The sequence below is a fragment of the Micromonospora sp. D93 genome (genome assembly GCF_018070365.1).
In the GTDB taxonomy this organism is placed as follows: domain Bacteria; phylum Actinomycetota; class Actinomycetes; order Mycobacteriales; family Micromonosporaceae; genus Micromonospora; species Micromonospora ureilytica.
In genome coordinates, this window is the sequence record NZ_JAGPXW010000002.1 from 326,191 (window position 1) to 341,455 (window position 15,265).

A 15,265-nucleotide genomic window follows, 5' to 3' on the forward strand; every position below is an offset into this window, starting at 1 on the left:
AAGGGTCCTTCTGCCATCGAGCTGAGCGGAGGCGGTGCGGCGGCGCGTCCTGGACGGACGCGGTGCGGCAACGTGCCCTGGATGCGGCGCGGCGGTGCGCCACAGCGAAAGGTCGCGCGTACGACCGAAATGCCCGGCTCGGGGTGGACCTGTCAGTCGCCGACGGCCCGGTCCCCCGGACCCCGGCGGCGCCCACCCTCAATCTATTGATGCACGACGATCTAATCAAGCGTCGGCGCGTCGGATGCGAGCAGGTGACGACCGAGGGAGCGCTAATTCGATGGCAGGGCAGGTCCCCGCTGTGTCAGCCTGACCCGACGACGGACCCGGGCCACCAGGGACCTGGTGCCACGACGGAACCGAACGACGGGAGCACAGCGATGCGAGGACTCGAAACCTTCCCGCCCATCCGGACGCGAGCTTTCGAGGACCCGTCAGCCTATGCAGACCGTCAATCTTGGCATTCTCGCCCACGTCGACGCCGGTAAAACCAGCCTGACCGAGCGCCTGCTGCACGCCACAGGCGTCATCGACCAACTCGGCAGCGTCGACGCGGGCACCACCCAGACCGACACCGGCGAGATCGAGCGCCGCCGGGGCATCACCATCCGTAGCGCGGTCGCCGCGTTCGGCATCCGTGATCGCCAGGTCAACCTGCTCGACACCCCGGGGCACGGCGACTTCGTGGCGGAGGTCGAACGCGCGCTCGGGGTCCTCGACGCGGCGATCCTGGTGCTGTCGGCCGTCGAGGGAGTCCAGCCGCACAGTCGGCGGATCATGCGAATTCTCCGGTCGCTCCGGCTACCCACGCTGATCTTCGTGAACAAGATCGACCGGGTGGGCGCCCGCACCGAGGACCTGGTCGCGGACGTGCGCCGGCTCCTGACCCCGGCCGTCTTCCCGCTGGGGACGGTTCGCGCACCCGGTACACCCGGGGCCACCTTCCGGCTCTACGACCCGCGCGACGACGGCGAAAACGCCCACCGGCTCGCCGAGACCCTCGCCGAACACGACGACGAGTTGCTGGTCGCCCTGGTGGACGACCTGCCGTCCGACCCGGACCAGTTCGACAGGGCGCTACGGGTACAGGCCGCCGCCGGCCAGGTCCACCCGCTGCTGTTCGGTTCGGCGCTGTCCGGAGCCGGCATACCCGAGCTGCTGGACAGCATCGCGGCCCTGCTGCCCGCGTCCCCGCCTGCGGAGCCCGAGCCGCGGGCACGGGTCTTCGCCGTCGAACGCGACGCCGCCGGGGGACGGGTGGCGTACCTGCGTTCCTACGGCGGGCAGTTGCGGGCACGGCAGCGGGTCATCGCGTACCGCCGGGAGCCGGACGGCCGGATCACCGCGACCCGCGCCCGGATCACCCGGCTCGACGTGGTCGACGCGACCCCCGACCAGGCCGAGCCGACCGGGCGGGAGCACGAGACGAACGTGCTGACCGCCGGGTACATCGCGCGCCTCGCCGGCCTGACCGGAGTACGGCTCGGCGACCAACTCGGCAGCCCGGTCGGCCTCGACGGTCGGGCGCACTTTCCGGCGCCGACCCTGGAGGTGGTGGTTCGACCCCGCGACCCGGCGCGGGTGCTGGCACTGCACGCCGCGCTGCTGGACATCGCGGACGCCGACTCGTTCCTCCAGGCCCGGGTGACCCCGGACGGCGACACGAGCGTGCTGCTCTACGGCGAGGTGCAGCGCGAGGTGCTGACCGCCACGCTGGCCGAGGCATACGGGATCGAGACGGAGTGTGGGCCGGGTCGGCTCATGCACATCGAGCGGCCGACCGGCGTCGGCACGGCGGTGGAGATCATCGGGCAGGGCTTCTACGGCACGGTCGGCTTCCGGGTCGAGCCCGGCACCGGGGTGGACTACCGACTGGAAGTCGAACTCGGCTCCCTGCCGCTGTCGTTCCACAAGGCCATCGAGGACGCCACCCGGGCCGCACTCGACCAGGGACGTCACGGTTGGCCGGTCACCGACATCCGGATCACCCTCACCCACAGCGGCTACTGGTCACCGATCACCACGGCCGGACATTTCCGGGACCTGGCCCCGTACGTCCTCATGCAGGCCCTCGCCCAGGCCGGCACACGGGTATTCGAGCCGTGCCGCCGGTTCGAGGCCGAGGTTCCGGCCGACCGGCTCGGCGCGGTCACCTCGTACCTGGTCCGGCTCGGTGCCCGCATCGACGGCACCGACCACGTCGCGGCTGGATGGCGGATCGGCGGGCTGCTGCCGGTGCGGTTCGAGCCGGAGGCGCAGCGGCGGCTATTGGACGTGTCCAGCGGGGAAGGGCTCTGGTCCTCGGTACCCGGCGGCGACCGCCCGATGTCCGGTGACCCGCCGTGTCGGCCCCGCACCGACGGTGACCCGTTCGACCGGACGGAGTATCTGCGATTCCTCGCCCAGCCGAGAACCCGATCGTGAAGCTTCGCCGTCTGAAGCGGTGTGACGGTGAGGACGCGGCTCGGGGAATCGGCTGCGTCGCAGGAAGAGAATTTTCGGGCGATGTCGATTTCGCGGGCCGCCCATTCGACGAGTGCGTGCAAGGGTCGAGAGGCGGCCTGTCGGACGAGGAGAACACGATGTCGAAGTACCTGTTGATCATGCGGGGCAGCGATGAGACGAACGCCGCCATGATGGCCAACCTCGACGAGATGATGGCCACCACCCGCCAGTTCATCGAGGACATGATGAAGGCCGACGTTCTCGTCGCGGCCGAAGGGCTGGACGATCCACGTCAGGGCGTGGTGGTCGACTTCGCCGGCGAGGCACCGGTGGTCACGGACGGGCCGTACGGCGAGACCAGGGAGTTGTTCGGGGGCTACTTCCTGCTCGACGTCGCCACGAAACAGGAGGCGGTCGAGTGGGCCAAGCGGGTCCCGGCGGTCCGGGGGTCCAAGATCGAGGTCCGGCGGGTGGCCGAGGCCGACGAGGTCCCGCAGGGCGGCGAGAGCAACGGCCAGATCTGATGGGTACGGCCGATCTTGAGGCCGTCTGGCGGATCGAGTCGGCGCGGATCGTCGCCGCGCTGACCCGGTTCACCGGCGACTTCGGGCTGGCCGAGGACGCCGCCCAGGAGGCGGTGGCCGAGGCGCTGGTGTCCTGGCGGCGTGCGCCTCCGGCCAATCCGGCCGGCTGGCTGATGGCCACGGCCCGACGGCGGGCGATCGACACGATCCGCCGTCGGGCCGCCCTCCAGGACCGATACGCCCTGTTGGCGGCCGATCCCGCACGCGACCAGGAGATCGACACTGACCGGATCGACGACGACGTCCTGGCGCTGATGTTCGTCAGCTGCCACCCGGTGCTCTCCCCCGAGGCGCGGGTGGCGCTGACCCTGCGCGTGGTCGGCGGCCTGTCCAGCGAGGAGATCGCCCGCGCGTTCCTGGTGCCGGTGCCGACCGTGCAGGCCCGCATCACCCGGGGCAAGAAGACGATCGCGGCGGCCGGGGTGCCGTTCGAGCTGCCTCTGCCCGGCGAGCGCCGGAAGCGGCTGGGCGGCGTGCTCAGTGTCCTCTACGTGATCTTCGCGGAGGGGTCGACGGCCACGTCGGGCGACCGACTGCTGCGCCCCGACGTCGCGTACGAGGCGATCCGGCTGGCCCGCACACTGGCCGCGCTACAGCCGGACGAGCCGGAGGTGCACGGCCTGCTCGCCCTGTGCGAGCTGACGGCCGCGCGCTTCCCGGCCCGGACCGCCCCGGACGGCACGCCGATCCTCCTCACGGACCAGGACCGTCGGTTGTGGGACCTGCCGGCGATCCGCCGTGGACTGGCCGCGCTGGCCAGGGCATCGCGGCGCGGCCTCGGCCCGTACGGCCTGCAGGCAGCGATCGCGGCCACGCACGCGTCGGCACCCTCGGCCGAGGAGACCGACTGGGCCCGGATCGTCATGCTCTACGAGGCGCTCGGCCGGGTCGCGCCCTCGCCGGTGGTCGACCTCAACCGAGCCGTCGCCGTCGCCATGGCCTCGGGTCCGGCGCCAGCCCTGGCCATCGTGGACGAGCTGATCGCCGCGAATCGCCTCCCCGGCTCGCACCTCGTCCCGACCGTACGCGGTGAGCTGCTGACCCGCCTCGGCCGGCTTCCGGAGGCGCGCGCCGAACTGGAGTCGGCCGCGCGGCTCTGCGCCAATCAGCGCGAACGCTCGGTGCTGCTGGGCAAGGCGGCCGCGCTCAGCTGACTGCTCCAGCCCGGCCGGCGGGACCGGAGCGCCGCTGGTCTGTCGCCGAGCGGATCAGAGCCTGACGTCGGAATAATCAGGAGGTATCGATCGTCCGAGTTGGAGGTGCGCATGCGCGTCATCCGCATTCTGCCCAACCTTCCGGTGGCTGACGTCAGCGCCGCGAAGGGCTTCTACACCGACTTTCTTGGTTTGAGCACCGAGGCGTTCAGCCTGGGCTGGGTGGCCCGCTACACCTCGTCCGACCCCGACGTGGCGGTGCAGCTCGTCTCCGGCGACGCGACAGCACCCGAGGACTCGGTGATCAGTGTGCAGGTGGACGACGTGGACGCCGCCTATGCCGAGGCACAGCGGCTCGGCCACGAGATCGTGCACCCGCTCACCACCGAGCCGTGGGGCGTGCGACGGTTCTTCGTCCGCGACCCGGACGGCAACGTCATCAACGTGGCGGCGCACCGCTCCTGAGGCGATCCGGACAATCCTGAGGGATTGACCCTTACCGACGGCCGATGTTAACTGCATATCACCGATGTAGATCGATGTTCATCCGGTTGGTGTCAAGCCAGCCTGGTGGCATCGCTCCGCGTCGTCTCGACATCGCCCTCGTTTCGGCGGACGCGGGCACACCGGGCACTTCCTCACAAGGAGCCCTGCATGCGCAGACGCGCCATCAGCACGCTCGCCGCCGCCGTCGCCACCGGACTCACCCTCGCCGCCGGGGCGGTGACGGTGGCCTCGACCCCGGCCGAGGCCGCACCGCTGGGCAAGGTCCTGGTCTTCTCCAAGACCGCCGGCTTCCGGCACTCCTCCATCCCGAACGGCATCGCCGCCATCCAACAACTCGGCGCGGCGAACGGCTTCACCGTCACCGCCACCGAGGACGCCGCCACCTTCACCACTGCCAACCTCGCCCAGTACCAGGCGGTGATCTTCCTCAGCACCACAGGTGACGTGCTCGACGCCGGCCAGCAGGGCGCGTTCGAGGCGTACGTGGCCGCCGGCGGCGGCTTCGTCGGAGTGCACGCCGCCGCCGACACCGAGTACGACTGGCAGTGGTACGGCGGACTGGTCGGCGCGTACTTCGCCTCGCACCCGGCCACCCAACAGGCGACGGTACGCGTCGAGGACCGCTCCAACGCCTCCACCGCGCACCTGCCGTCGACCTGGACCCGCACCGACGAGTGGTACAACTACCGGGCCAACCCCCGCTCCGCGGTGAAGGTGCTGGCCACCCTCGACGAGTCGTCGTACACCGGTGGGTCGATGGGTGGTGACCACCCGATCACCTGGTGCCACAGCTATGGCGGCGGACGCTCCTGGTACACCGGACTCGGCCACACCGAGCAGAGCTACACCGACCCGAACTTCACCCGGATGCTGCTCGGCGGCATCCAGGTGGCGGCCGGGGCGGTGGCGGCCGACTGCCGGCCGGAGCCCGGCTACACCCCGCTGTTCGACGGCACCCAGGCCAGCCTCGGGCAGTGGCGGCAGGCGGGTCCGGGCGGTTTCACAGTGGCCGACGGCACCCTCACGTCGAACGGTGGCATGGGGTTGCTCTGGTACCCGGTGCGCACCTTCGCCAACTACTCGCTCAAGGTCGACTGGATGATGCCGGGCGACGACAACGGCGGGGTCTTCATCGGGTTCCCCGATCCGCAGGGCGACCCGTGGGGCCCGGTCGCCGCCGGTCACGAGATCCAGATCGACGCCACCGACGGCGACCCGACACGCACCACCGGCAGCGTCTACAGCTTGCAGGCACCCAACCAGGCCGCCCGTGCGGCGGCGCTCAACCCGCCCGGCTCCTGGAACACCTACGAGATCGGGGTGCACGGCCAGCGGGTCGAGATCTGGCTCAACGGCGTCAAGATCAACGATTACGTCAGCAGCCGGGCCATCGCCAACGGCTACATCGGGTTGCAGAACGACGGCGCCGGAATGGACATCAACTACCGCAACGTGCGGATCAAGACCGACGGCCCGAGCGAACCACCCGCCACCGACCTGGCCCAGGGCCGGCCGGTTACGGCGTCAAGCGTCGAGCCGGGCAGCGCGCACGCGGCGGCCAACGCCGTGGACGGCAACACGACCACCCGCTGGGGCAGCGCGTACGCCGACCCGCAGTGGATCACCGTCGACCTGGGGGCCACGTACGCGATAAACCGGGTGCGGCTGGCCTGGGAGACGGCCCACGCGCGGGCGTACCAGGTCCAGGTGTCGCCGGACAACGTGACCTGGTCGACGCTGCACAGCACGACCACCGGAGACGGCGGCGTCGACGACCTCACTGTCACCGGCACCGGCCGCTACCTGCGGGTGTACGGCACCCAGCGCGCCACCCAGTGGGGCTACTCGCTGTGGGACCTCAACGTCTACGGCACCGCCGCCGGCGGCAGCCTGCTCTCCCGTGGTCGGCCGGTCACCACGTCGAGCGTGGAGCCGGGCAGCGCGCACGTGGCGGGCAACGCCGTGGACGGCAACGCCACCACCCGCTGGGGCAGCGCGTACGCCGACCCGCAGTGGATCTCGGTGGACCTCGGGGCGTCCCGCACCCTCGACCGGGTACGGCTGACCTGGGAGGCGGCGTACGCGCGGGCGTACCAGATCCAGGTCTCCCCGGACAACGTCACCTGGTCGCCCGTGCACACCACCACCACTGGCGACGGCGGCGTCGACGACATCGCCATCTCGGCCACCGGCCGCTACCTGCGCGTCCAGGGCACCCAGCGGGCCCTGCCCGCGTACGGCTACTCACTCTGGGAGCTGGAGGTGCACGGCAGCTGAGCGCGAGCCCTGGCTCACGTACAAGTAGCGAGCGGACCGGGCCCGTGTCTGTTCGGATCGGTAGCTCGTGTCGCACTGTGATTGGATCGCGGCCGACTCGGGGGCACAAACCGTGCCCCCGAGTCGGCGCGACAATCGGCAGCCCGTTACCGGCGGCCGAACGTGACACTCACCTCTGCTACTGGTCAGGCGGGTACGAACTGCCACTGCTGGTTGGTCCCGCCGTTGGCGGTCCACTGCACGACCTGCGCCCCGTCGCTGGTCGATGCGGCGTAGACGTCGGCTGCCAGTCCGCTGCTGCGGGCGACGATGGTGTAGTAGCCGTTACCGGTGGGCCGCAGGTACCACATCTGATTGGTGCCGCCATTGGCCGACCACTGCTGCAGTTGCAGGCCCTGCGTGGTGCTGCCGGCGTTGACGTCGAGCATCTTTCCGGAGGCGGTGTAGCGCAGGGTGTAGGCGTCCTGCGTGGTGCTGATCGTCCAGGTGGGGGTGCCGCTCTGCTGGACCGCCTTGGCACCGTCGGCGGTGGAGTTACCGGCGATGGCGAGGGGCTTGCCGCTGTTGCGGTTGACGATGCGGTAGGTGCCTGCTGCGGGCCCGGTTCCGCCGCTTCCACCGAGGTTGAGGTACTCGACCGCATCGGTGAAGACGGTGCTGCCGGACTTCGTGGTAGACAGCTGCAGGTACACGCGGTTACCGGTGGCGGGGGCGGTGAAGGACACCGGTTGGGTGACCCGTGAGCCGAGCGGGATGGTCAGGTTGCTGCTGCCGGACGCGACGACCGCGCCGGTCGGGCTGTCGAGCCGGGCGGTCCAGGCGAAGTTCACCGAGGTGTTGGTGAAGTCGTCGTTGAACACCGTGATGTTGCGGGTCACCGTGGCGTTGCGGGCGTAGGTGGGTACCGCCTGCGCCAGCGGGAAGCTGCCGTTCGAGTCCGAATTGCCGGAGGCGGACCAGTACGGGAGGTCGACCGCGGCCACCGGGTTGAACGCCGCCTGCACGCGCTGGATCTGCGGGTTGCTCCACGGGTCGGGCAGGTTGTCGACGCCGTAGATGGGGTGACCACCCTCCTCCGGGGTGAAGTCGGTGCTCCGCACGCCCGGCACGACGCTGGCCCAGGCGGACAGCAGCGTGTACGGGCGCAGGTCGGTGGCGCCCTTGCCGCGCTTGGCCAGGGTTGCCGTGGCGAACCACTCGAAGCCCTGCTTGTTGTTGCATGCCGGCCAGATGTACTCGCCCTCGCCGTCGGGCCGCCCATTCACGGTGATCAGGCCCTCGCCGTACCTGCCGAAGCCGTCGACGTAGTGCGGGATCACCGCGAAGTTGGCGTACGTCATCCCGGGATACAGGCTGACATTCCCGCCGACGCCCACCTCGACAATGATCGGCCGGGTGCCGTCGGCGCCGTTCATCGCCGCGTACAGGTCCTTCTCGAACTGTTCGGAATCCTGGCCGCTCTGGTTCGGCTCGTTGTTCTGACTCCAGCGGATGATCGCGGGGTGGTTGCGGTCGCGCAGGACCAGCGCACGGGCGTGGTTGATCATGTTGTCGCGCCCGACGGAGTTCTGCCACTCCTGCGAGGACTGGGAGCCGCGAATCGCGACCTCGTCGATGATCATCAGGCCCATCTCGTCGGCGACATCCAACATGTACGGGCTCCCGGGCTCCTGGTGGATGCGCACCACGTTGTAGTTCAGCCGCTGGTAGTTGTCCACCGCCTGCGGCCAGCCGCCGTTGCCGGACGACGGGGGCAGGAAGCCGGGCAGGGTGTGGTACGCGTCGCCCTTGCCGCCGTTGTTGATCCGGTCGTAGTCGGCACCCTGGAGGTTGTCGCCGCGGAAGTTCACGCGCACGCCGTTGAGGTAGTAGTAGTCACCGTTCTGGGTGGCCTCCCGGAATCCGAACCGGTACTCGGCGTCGCTCGTCCGGCCGTCGTCGGTGACGGCATGCACCGTCAGCCCGTGCAGCTGCGCCCGGTACCCCGACCGGTACGGCACGTTGGGCCACCAGTACGAGGTGCTGTCGAGGTTCCACGCGACCGGCCCGACGGTCACGGTCACGGTCGAGCGGGCCGCCACGGTGACCGTGCGGCTGGGCAGTGCCGGGTAGCTGAAAGCCGTTCCGTTGTTGGACGACAGCGACCCGGTCAACGTCACCGACCGGGAACTGCCCGACGTGTTCCGCACCGTCACGTCGTAGGTCAGCGTCTTGTTCGCCACCGACGTACGCACGAATGTGTCGCTGACGTACACCGCCGGGTACACCCGCAGGAACGCGGACCCGAAGATCCCCTGCGGTATCGCCTCGGACCACGTGGCGGCGTCGGGCACCAGGTACCGGCCGTTGGATGCCTTCAACGCGCCGCGGCCCTTCACGTTCACGGTGATCGTGTGGGTGGTGCCGGGCGCCGCGTATGCGCTGATGTCGAAGTTCGACGGGGTGAACGCGGTCGTCTGGGTGGCGACCACGCGGCCGTCGACCGACAGTGTCGCCTGGTGGTTGACGGCGCCGAACTCGATCCAGGTCGACTGCGGCTGCCCCGAGTCCGGCACCGTGATGCTGCGCGAGTACACCGCCTCGTTCACGTCGGTGAAGCCCTGCTTGTACCAGCCGCCACCGGGTACCGCGATCGTGGTCGCCCCCCGACCCGCGGGCGTGAAGTTCCAGGTCCCGGCCAGGTCGACCGAGGTGATCGCGGCGTTACCGGCCGCCACACCGTCAAGTCCGGCGGCCGTGACGCTCTGCGTCGCGACCGGCGCGGCCAGGGTCGACCCGGGGGGCGCCAGGGTCAGGCCACCCAGCGTCAGGGGCAGGGCGAGCGCCACGGTCGCGGCCAGCCCTCTGGCCAACGCCGACAATCGGCCACCCCAGCGGACGTTCGTACGATGCACGGTTACCTCCTGTGACTCATCCGCCAGCTCCGCAACACCGGTTCAGGGCACAGCCTCAAGGCCGAGACTCGAATCGATTCGACGAATGCGCCGGCGTCGCCGACCACCCGGGAAGGATGGTTGCGGCCCAAATACATAGATATATGTATTAATAGGTGTATCGAGCGTGAAGTCAAGGTTTCAAGGCGGTTACTTCCTGCTCCTGACGCCTCGCAGGCTTCGAGTGGCCGCCGATGAGTACGCCACTTCCGGGGTGCTAGGACATCGCTCTCAGGCATTTGGTGTCGCCGACCCACGGAAGGGGCACCGATCGAGTAGCGAATCGATTCGCCTCCGCGCGGCGCCTGGCAGCGTGACACGCTGAAGGCGTGAACAGCACTGTGGTCCTCGGTGAAGTCGGCGGGCGGCCCGACCTGACTCGTTCGTTCCAAAATGGAGTTAGGGTGCTGCTAAGGAACGTGCTTCGCCAGCGTCACGGGCGGGTCACGGCTCTTGATGGCGAGTGTCTGATTGCGTAGACATGACTGCGCAATCATACAAGACTATGGCCGGCGATGGGAGGTGCCGTGACGCGACTGGCGAGGCCGGGTGGAAGCCCTCCGACGCCGCGCAGCGTGGACGTCGCGCGGCTGGCCGGCGTCTCCCAGAAGACGGTGTCCAGGGTCCTCAACGACGAGCCGTATGTCTCGGCCGACGTGCGCCGGCGGGTCCTGGACGCCGCCGCGGAGCTCGGCTACCGGCGCAACCAGGCGGCCCGGGCGCTGGCCTCCGGGCGGACCCGGTCGATCGGCGTGGTGACGCTCGGCAGTGCCTTGTACGGGCCGGCGTCGTGGCTCATGGGCATCGAGCGGGCGGTCAAAAAGGTGGGCTACACGCTGCGGGTGGCCACCACGATCGAGGGTGACCCGGGCGGCATCGCGAGCGCCCTGGCGTCGCTGCTGGACCAGGGCGTGGACGCCGTCGTCATCTCCGAGCCGATCGACGAGGGCGTCGGCGTCATCAGCGTGGACGTGCCGGTCCTGGTCCTCGGCGCGCCGCCCACCTTCACCGCGCCGCAGGTGGTGACCGCCAGGGTCGGCGCGGGCCGGCTCGCGCGGGCCGCGACCGAGCACCTGCTGGAGCTGGGGCACACGACCGTCCATCACCTGGCCGGCCCGCAGCGGTGGTATTCGGCACGGGACCGTCTCGCCGGCTGGCGCGAGGCGCTGCGAGCCCACGGCGCGGACGAGCCGCCGGTCGTCGAGGGCGACTGGTCGGCCGCGTCCGGCTACGCGGCGGGCCGGGAACTGGCCCGCGACGGCACCGTGACCGCGGTGTTCGCCGCGAACGACGACATGGCGATCGGTCTCATCCGCGCGCAGCTCGAGGCCGGGCGCCGCGTGCCCGAGGACATCAGCGTCGTGGGGTTCGACGACATCCCGGTCGCCGCCTACGTCACTCCCCCGCTCACCACCGTGCGGCAACCGTTCGACGAGGTCGCGCGGCAGGGCCTCGCGCTGCTGGTACAGGTCATCGAAAAGCCGGACGTCGAGCTTCCACCGGCGGCCGACCAACCGGTCGAGCTCGTCGTCCGCGCCTCGACGGCGCCACCACGACCCCGGCCGATCCCGGAACGTGGCCGCCGAGCGAGCCGTCGCTGAACCTTCTGAAACACGCCTTAGCGCAGTTCCACGATCCTGGCCCGGGTGTTGTCTGGCGCTTGGGGGTGCCCGCGCTCGACGTCGGCCCGGACGTCGGCGACGGTCTTGCCGGCCAACTCCCGCCGCCAGGCCAGGTCGGCGCCCCGCATGGCTTGGGCGAACGCGCAGGAGTGTCGATAGTCGACGCCCGCGTGCTCGCCCGGCCCCCTGCTGAGGATCTGGTCGCACTGGAACAGCTCCTCCGGGCCCTCGATCGCGGCCACGATGTCCAGGAGAGAGATCGCCGCCGGAGCCCGGGCCAGTCGGAAGCCGCCGCGCGGCCCCGAGGTAGACGTCAGGATCCCGGCCCGGACCAGGGCCTGGAGCTGCTTGTTCAGGTACGCCGGCGGCAGCTCGTAGAACGCGGCGAGGGTGCTGGTCGGCACCGGGGCGTCCAGCCAGCTCAGGTTCAGGCACGTGTGGAGGGCCCATTCGACGCCCTGACTCATCCGCATGGTCCTGGACTCTACCTGTCCAGAATCTGGGACACCGGTCATGATCCCTGGCGCCGACGGATTCTGGATATCTAGTGTCTAGATATCCACGAACGATCAAGGAGCCGACAATGACTTTGGTACGCGCAGCCCAGGCCGAGGTTCTCGGCAGCGACCCGGCCAGCGTGATCACGCTGCTCCTCGACCCTGAGCACACCGGCGGCGCCCTGACCAGCAACCGCACAGTGCTCAAGCACGGCACCGACGGTGCGCCACCGCACCTGCACACCCGCTCCGGCGAGCTGTTCTTCGTGCTCGACGGTGCCCTCGAGATGCTCGTCGGCGACGAACTGCACACCCTGCACCAGGGAGACGTGGTCTTCGTCCCGGCGAACACCCCGCACGCCTTCGCCCCCGCCGACGGCCGGAACGCCGACTTCCTCGTCGTGATCACCCCCGGCAAGCCCCGGTTCGACTACTACCGACTGCTCGACAAGGTGCATCGGGGCGAAGCCACCTGGCAGGACGTCGGCGAGACCCAGGACCGCTTCGACAACCACTACGTGGAGAGCCCGTTGTGGGCTGGCCGACACGGCTGACCGCCCCGACCTGTTCGTGCAGAAGTTGCCCCGTCGGCGCGGGTGGTCCGCACCGACGGGGCAACGACTGTCGGAGTGGCGCTACCTCTTGGCGATCCTGATCGTCGCGGTGCGGTAGTTGTTGCGCCTATCGCTCTTCGTCGGGTCGTAGTTCTTCTCGATGTTGCCGGCGCTGTCGACCGAGAACCAGTTGAACGTCGTCGTCTCGGTCACGTGGAACACCTGCCCCGGCTCGCGGAACTCGGTAGCCGCGTAGCGGGGCGACTCGAGGGTGGGCCGGCTGCCGTCGGTCGTGTAGTAGATGGTCGCCGGCTCGCTGGTCTCGAAGCGCACGTCGACGGGCCCGGAGTAGCGCCCCGCTCCGGGGACCAGCTGGGACGTCGGGTTCTTGTTGTCCCTGCCCCAGTCCGCCGCGACCCGGAACATCTCCATGATCCCGTTGGCGTACTCCATCGTCTCCGCGTGACCACTGACGAGCTCGGGGTTCCCGTCCCACTCCGGCTGGAACGAACCGCCCTGCCAGTCGCCAGTGACCGGGTTGTAGACGGAGCCGCCGACCTCCCAGCCGAACGCGTAGATCCCGTAGGTGTGGTACAGATCCTCGCGTACGTTGCCCGCCGAGGAGTAGAGGACGTCGGACGAGCCGCCGACGTTCTCCGGCGTGACGACGGTTTCCCGGTGCGCCTTGACCTGCGACAGGATCCGGGCCGCGGACTGCCAGTAGAACGCCTCGTCACCCAGCGGCGGACGCGGCGTGGTGATCCGGCCGCCCGCGATGTAGGCGCCCGGCTGCCAGAAGAGCTGACCGCCGTTGGAGTGCACCGACATCATGAACTTGATGTTCTTGTACTTCTCGACCAGCCAGATGATGTTCTTCGACTCGGGCTCGGACAGCTCCTCCGGCCCCTGGTAGGTGTCGCTGACGCAACTTGTCGACGCGCCCGCGTAGCCGTCGTGCCCCGACCCGACCCGGTAGTTCCGGTTCAGGTCCACGCCCCAGGAGTTGCGTCGACCCGGATCGGCGTTCGCGTCCGGGCAGTGGTTGGTCAGGTTCCGGCGCTGGGAGGCGAAGTTGTAGAAGCTGTAGTTCGCCCCGTCGGGGTTGTTCGACAGGATGAAGAAGACGTCGGTGTTCTCGACGATCTTCCTCGTCTCCCGATCGGACCGGTAGTTGTGCACCAGACGTTCGGCGGACTCCAGGCTCGTCGTCGCCGGCACCCACTCCCGGGCGTGGTCCTGCGCCTGGATGAGGACACCGGGTTTCTTCCCGTCACGGTGCTTGCCGATCCGCAGGACCGGAATCGTCACCGGCCCTCGCGGCACCTCCCCCGCCGGCGCGCCGACACGCTTCTGGTCGAGGAAGTCGGTCAGCGCGACCGGCCCAGCCGTCGACGCGACAACCCCGGTGCCCGCGTTGGCGCGGTACGGGTGCGACCGGTCGATGAGCCCCGCGGAGCGGGTCCGCAACGCCTCGGCCACCTCGGCGGCCGTACTCGCCGGCGCGCCGGAGGCGTCCGTGCCGAGCAGGACACGGACCGCCTTGCCACTGACCTCCACCTCCAACGGAAGGTCCGGGTCGGGCCGGCCGACGAAGTCCACAGTGATGTCGTTGCCGCCCTCGTGACCCCACGCCGCCGAGGTGACGACGACCGCCGCCTGCCCCGTACCGCCGATCTGGGCCTGCGCCTTGCGTTGGTACCCGTTGGTCTGGTTCGGCAGGTAGACGATCTCGGCGATGTCCGGGTACTGGCGGGCGATCTCCTTGGCGCGGCTGTAGAGCTGCTGCGGGTGCCGGTAGCCGTCCACGAAGTCCGACTTGTAGGACGGGTTCGCCGTCAGCGGCGGCGGGGCGTCCTCCAACCAGTTGGAGACGACACCTGTCGCGACGCCACCTGTGGAACTCGTCAGCCTGATCTTGTTCGGGCGTACGTCTAGCTTGAACAGGTTCCGGTGGAACATGTACTGCCCGGAGTCGACGAACCGGCTCATCGTCCGGGCGAAGCCGAACGGCGTGCCCCTGCCCGAGTCGTTCTCCAGCTGCATCCCGACGATCGGGTCCGCTTGCTGCCCTTCGGTGGTCCGCGCCTCGACGTAGAGGAAGCCCTGCCCCTTTGTGGTGAACCAGTCGGCGCGCACGACGCGTACCGTCGCCTCGTGGTTCGCCGGCTGGGCCGCCCGCGCGCTGGCCGCGCCGATGCCGCCGTCGGCCTCGTCGCTCCAGGCGAAGCCGGCGTCGTCGTCGAGCACCTCGACGCCCATCGCCGTGAGTTCGGTGACCTGCTCGGCGGTCACCACCGCCTCGCCCTCGATGCCGTTCGGCACGCGCCGGAGGCCGTGTTCGAGGTCGAAGCCGGCCGCGGCCACCCGGTCGAGCATGTCGGCGCCGGTCAGCCTGAGGTGTACGAGGCGTACCGACTCACGATCCTCGGGCTGTGACTGGCTGGCGGCGGCTGACGGCCCCGTGGGATCCGCGCCCGCGGGGCCGGTCGTCACGAGGATGCTACCCACCAGGGTGGACAGCGCGAGCAGCGCGATGCGCCGTTGTGATCGCCGCATTCCCCCTCCTTCTGCCTACGACGGGTGATTGCCGGCGGACCGGTCCGGTGAGCGTAATCGCGTTCGCGGATTCAGTGGTTCACGTCGATCGAATTTGAGCATTCCTTGAGCCCTGGGCCGCCGGTCCCCCAGCAGA

General features: G+C 69.7%; 10 protein-coding genes. 7 read left to right on the forward strand and 3 right to left on the reverse strand.

Features of this window, described 5'->3' with window-relative positions; translation table 11 throughout:
- The first annotated feature begins 441 nt into the window (after positions 1 to 441).
- The 5 genes from KBX71_RS03640 (at position 442) to KBX71_RS03660 (ending at position 6,967) form a co-directional block, all read left to right on the forward strand.
- Positions 442 to 2,424, forward strand: a complete 1,983-nt coding sequence (locus KBX71_RS03640) for a translation factor GTPase family protein (RefSeq protein ID WP_210816510.1) — start codon at positions 442 to 444, stop codon at positions 2,422 to 2,424.
- 158 nt (positions 2,425 to 2,582) lie between these two features.
- Entirely contained in the window at positions 2,583 to 2,969 is a 387-nt protein-coding gene (locus KBX71_RS03645; RefSeq protein WP_210816511.1) for a YciI family protein, read from the forward strand.
- Positions 2,969 to 4,183 (forward strand): RNA polymerase sigma factor, encoded by a 1,215-nt coding sequence (locus KBX71_RS03650; protein WP_210816512.1) that lies wholly within the window; start codon positions 2,969 to 2,971, stop codon positions 4,181 to 4,183. The genes KBX71_RS03645 and KBX71_RS03650 overlap by 1 nt, the downstream gene beginning before the upstream one ends.
- Before the next feature lie 111 nt (positions 4,184 to 4,294).
- A complete protein-coding gene (locus KBX71_RS03655; protein WP_210816513.1) occupies positions 4,295 to 4,648 on the forward strand; it encodes a VOC family protein in 354 nt (117 codons plus the stop codon).
- Between the two features lie 189 nt (positions 4,649 to 4,837).
- The gene (locus KBX71_RS03660) at positions 4,838 to 6,967 is read left to right on the forward strand and encodes a ThuA domain-containing protein (protein WP_210816514.1); all 2,130 of its coding nucleotides are present in this window, start codon (positions 4,838 to 4,840) and stop codon (positions 6,965 to 6,967) included.
- 185 nt (positions 6,968 to 7,152) lie between these two features.
- On the opposite strand, the gene KBX71_RS03665 is transcribed toward KBX71_RS03660, so the two are convergent.
- Positions 7,153 to 9,861: an RICIN domain-containing protein gene (locus tag KBX71_RS03665; RefSeq protein ID WP_210816515.1), complete on the reverse strand. Its 2,709-nt coding sequence runs from the start codon at positions 9,859 to 9,861 to the stop codon at positions 7,153 to 7,155.
- Between the two features lie 566 nt (positions 9,862 to 10,427).
- On the opposite strand from KBX71_RS03665, the gene KBX71_RS03670 reads away from it, so the two are divergent.
- Positions 10,428 to 11,501 (forward strand): LacI family DNA-binding transcriptional regulator, encoded by a 1,074-nt coding sequence (locus KBX71_RS03670; RefSeq protein ID WP_210816516.1) that lies wholly within the window; start codon positions 10,428 to 10,430, stop codon positions 11,499 to 11,501.
- Positions 11,502 to 11,518: 17 nt separating this feature from the next.
- On the opposite strand, the gene KBX71_RS03675 is transcribed toward KBX71_RS03670, so the two are convergent.
- Complete coding sequence (locus tag KBX71_RS03675; RefSeq protein ID WP_247682847.1) at positions 11,519 to 11,995, reverse strand: Rrf2 family transcriptional regulator; 477 nt, start codon at positions 11,993 to 11,995, stop codon at positions 11,519 to 11,521.
- A gap of 110 nt (positions 11,996 to 12,105) precedes the next feature.
- On the opposite strand from KBX71_RS03675, the gene KBX71_RS03680 reads away from it, so the two are divergent.
- Positions 12,106 to 12,573, forward strand: a complete 468-nt coding sequence (locus KBX71_RS03680; RefSeq protein WP_210816517.1) for a cupin domain-containing protein — start codon at positions 12,106 to 12,108, stop codon at positions 12,571 to 12,573.
- An 81-nt stretch (positions 12,574 to 12,654) separates the two neighbouring features.
- Here the strand turns inward: KBX71_RS03680 and KBX71_RS03685 are convergent, their stop codons facing one another.
- A complete protein-coding gene (locus tag KBX71_RS03685) occupies positions 12,655 to 15,129 on the reverse strand; it encodes a M14 family metallopeptidase (protein WP_210816518.1) in 2,475 nt (824 codons plus the stop codon).
- Between the last annotated feature and the right edge of the window lie 136 nt (positions 15,130 to 15,265).

What these genes read in the sequence shown, in the direction of transcription:
- KBX71_RS03640 (WP_210816510.1), top strand. Translation starts at nt 442, where the DNA reads ATGCAGACCGTCAATCTTGGCATTCTCGCCCACGTCGACGCCGGTAAA.
- KBX71_RS03645 (WP_210816511.1), top strand. Translation starts at nt 2,583, where the DNA reads ATGTCGAAGTACCTGTTGATCATGCGGGGCAGCGATGAGACGAACGCC.
- KBX71_RS03650 (WP_210816512.1), top strand. Translation starts at nt 2,969, where the DNA reads ATGGGTACGGCCGATCTTGAGGCCGTCTGGCGGATCGAGTCGGCGCGG.
- KBX71_RS03655 (WP_210816513.1), top strand. Translation starts at nt 4,295, where the DNA reads ATGCGCGTCATCCGCATTCTGCCCAACCTTCCGGTGGCTGACGTCAGC.
- KBX71_RS03660 (WP_210816514.1), top strand. Translation starts at nt 4,838, where the DNA reads ATGCGCAGACGCGCCATCAGCACGCTCGCCGCCGCCGTCGCCACCGGA.
- KBX71_RS03675 (WP_247682847.1), bottom strand. Translation starts at nt 11,995, where the DNA reads ATGCGGATGAGTCAGGGCGTCGAATGGGCCCTCCACACGTGCCTGAAC.
- KBX71_RS03680 (WP_210816517.1), top strand. Translation starts at nt 12,106, where the DNA reads ATGACTTTGGTACGCGCAGCCCAGGCCGAGGTTCTCGGCAGCGACCCG.
- KBX71_RS03685 (WP_210816518.1), bottom strand. Translation starts at nt 15,129, where the DNA reads ATGCGGCGATCACAACGGCGCATCGCGCTGCTCGCGCTGTCCACCCTG.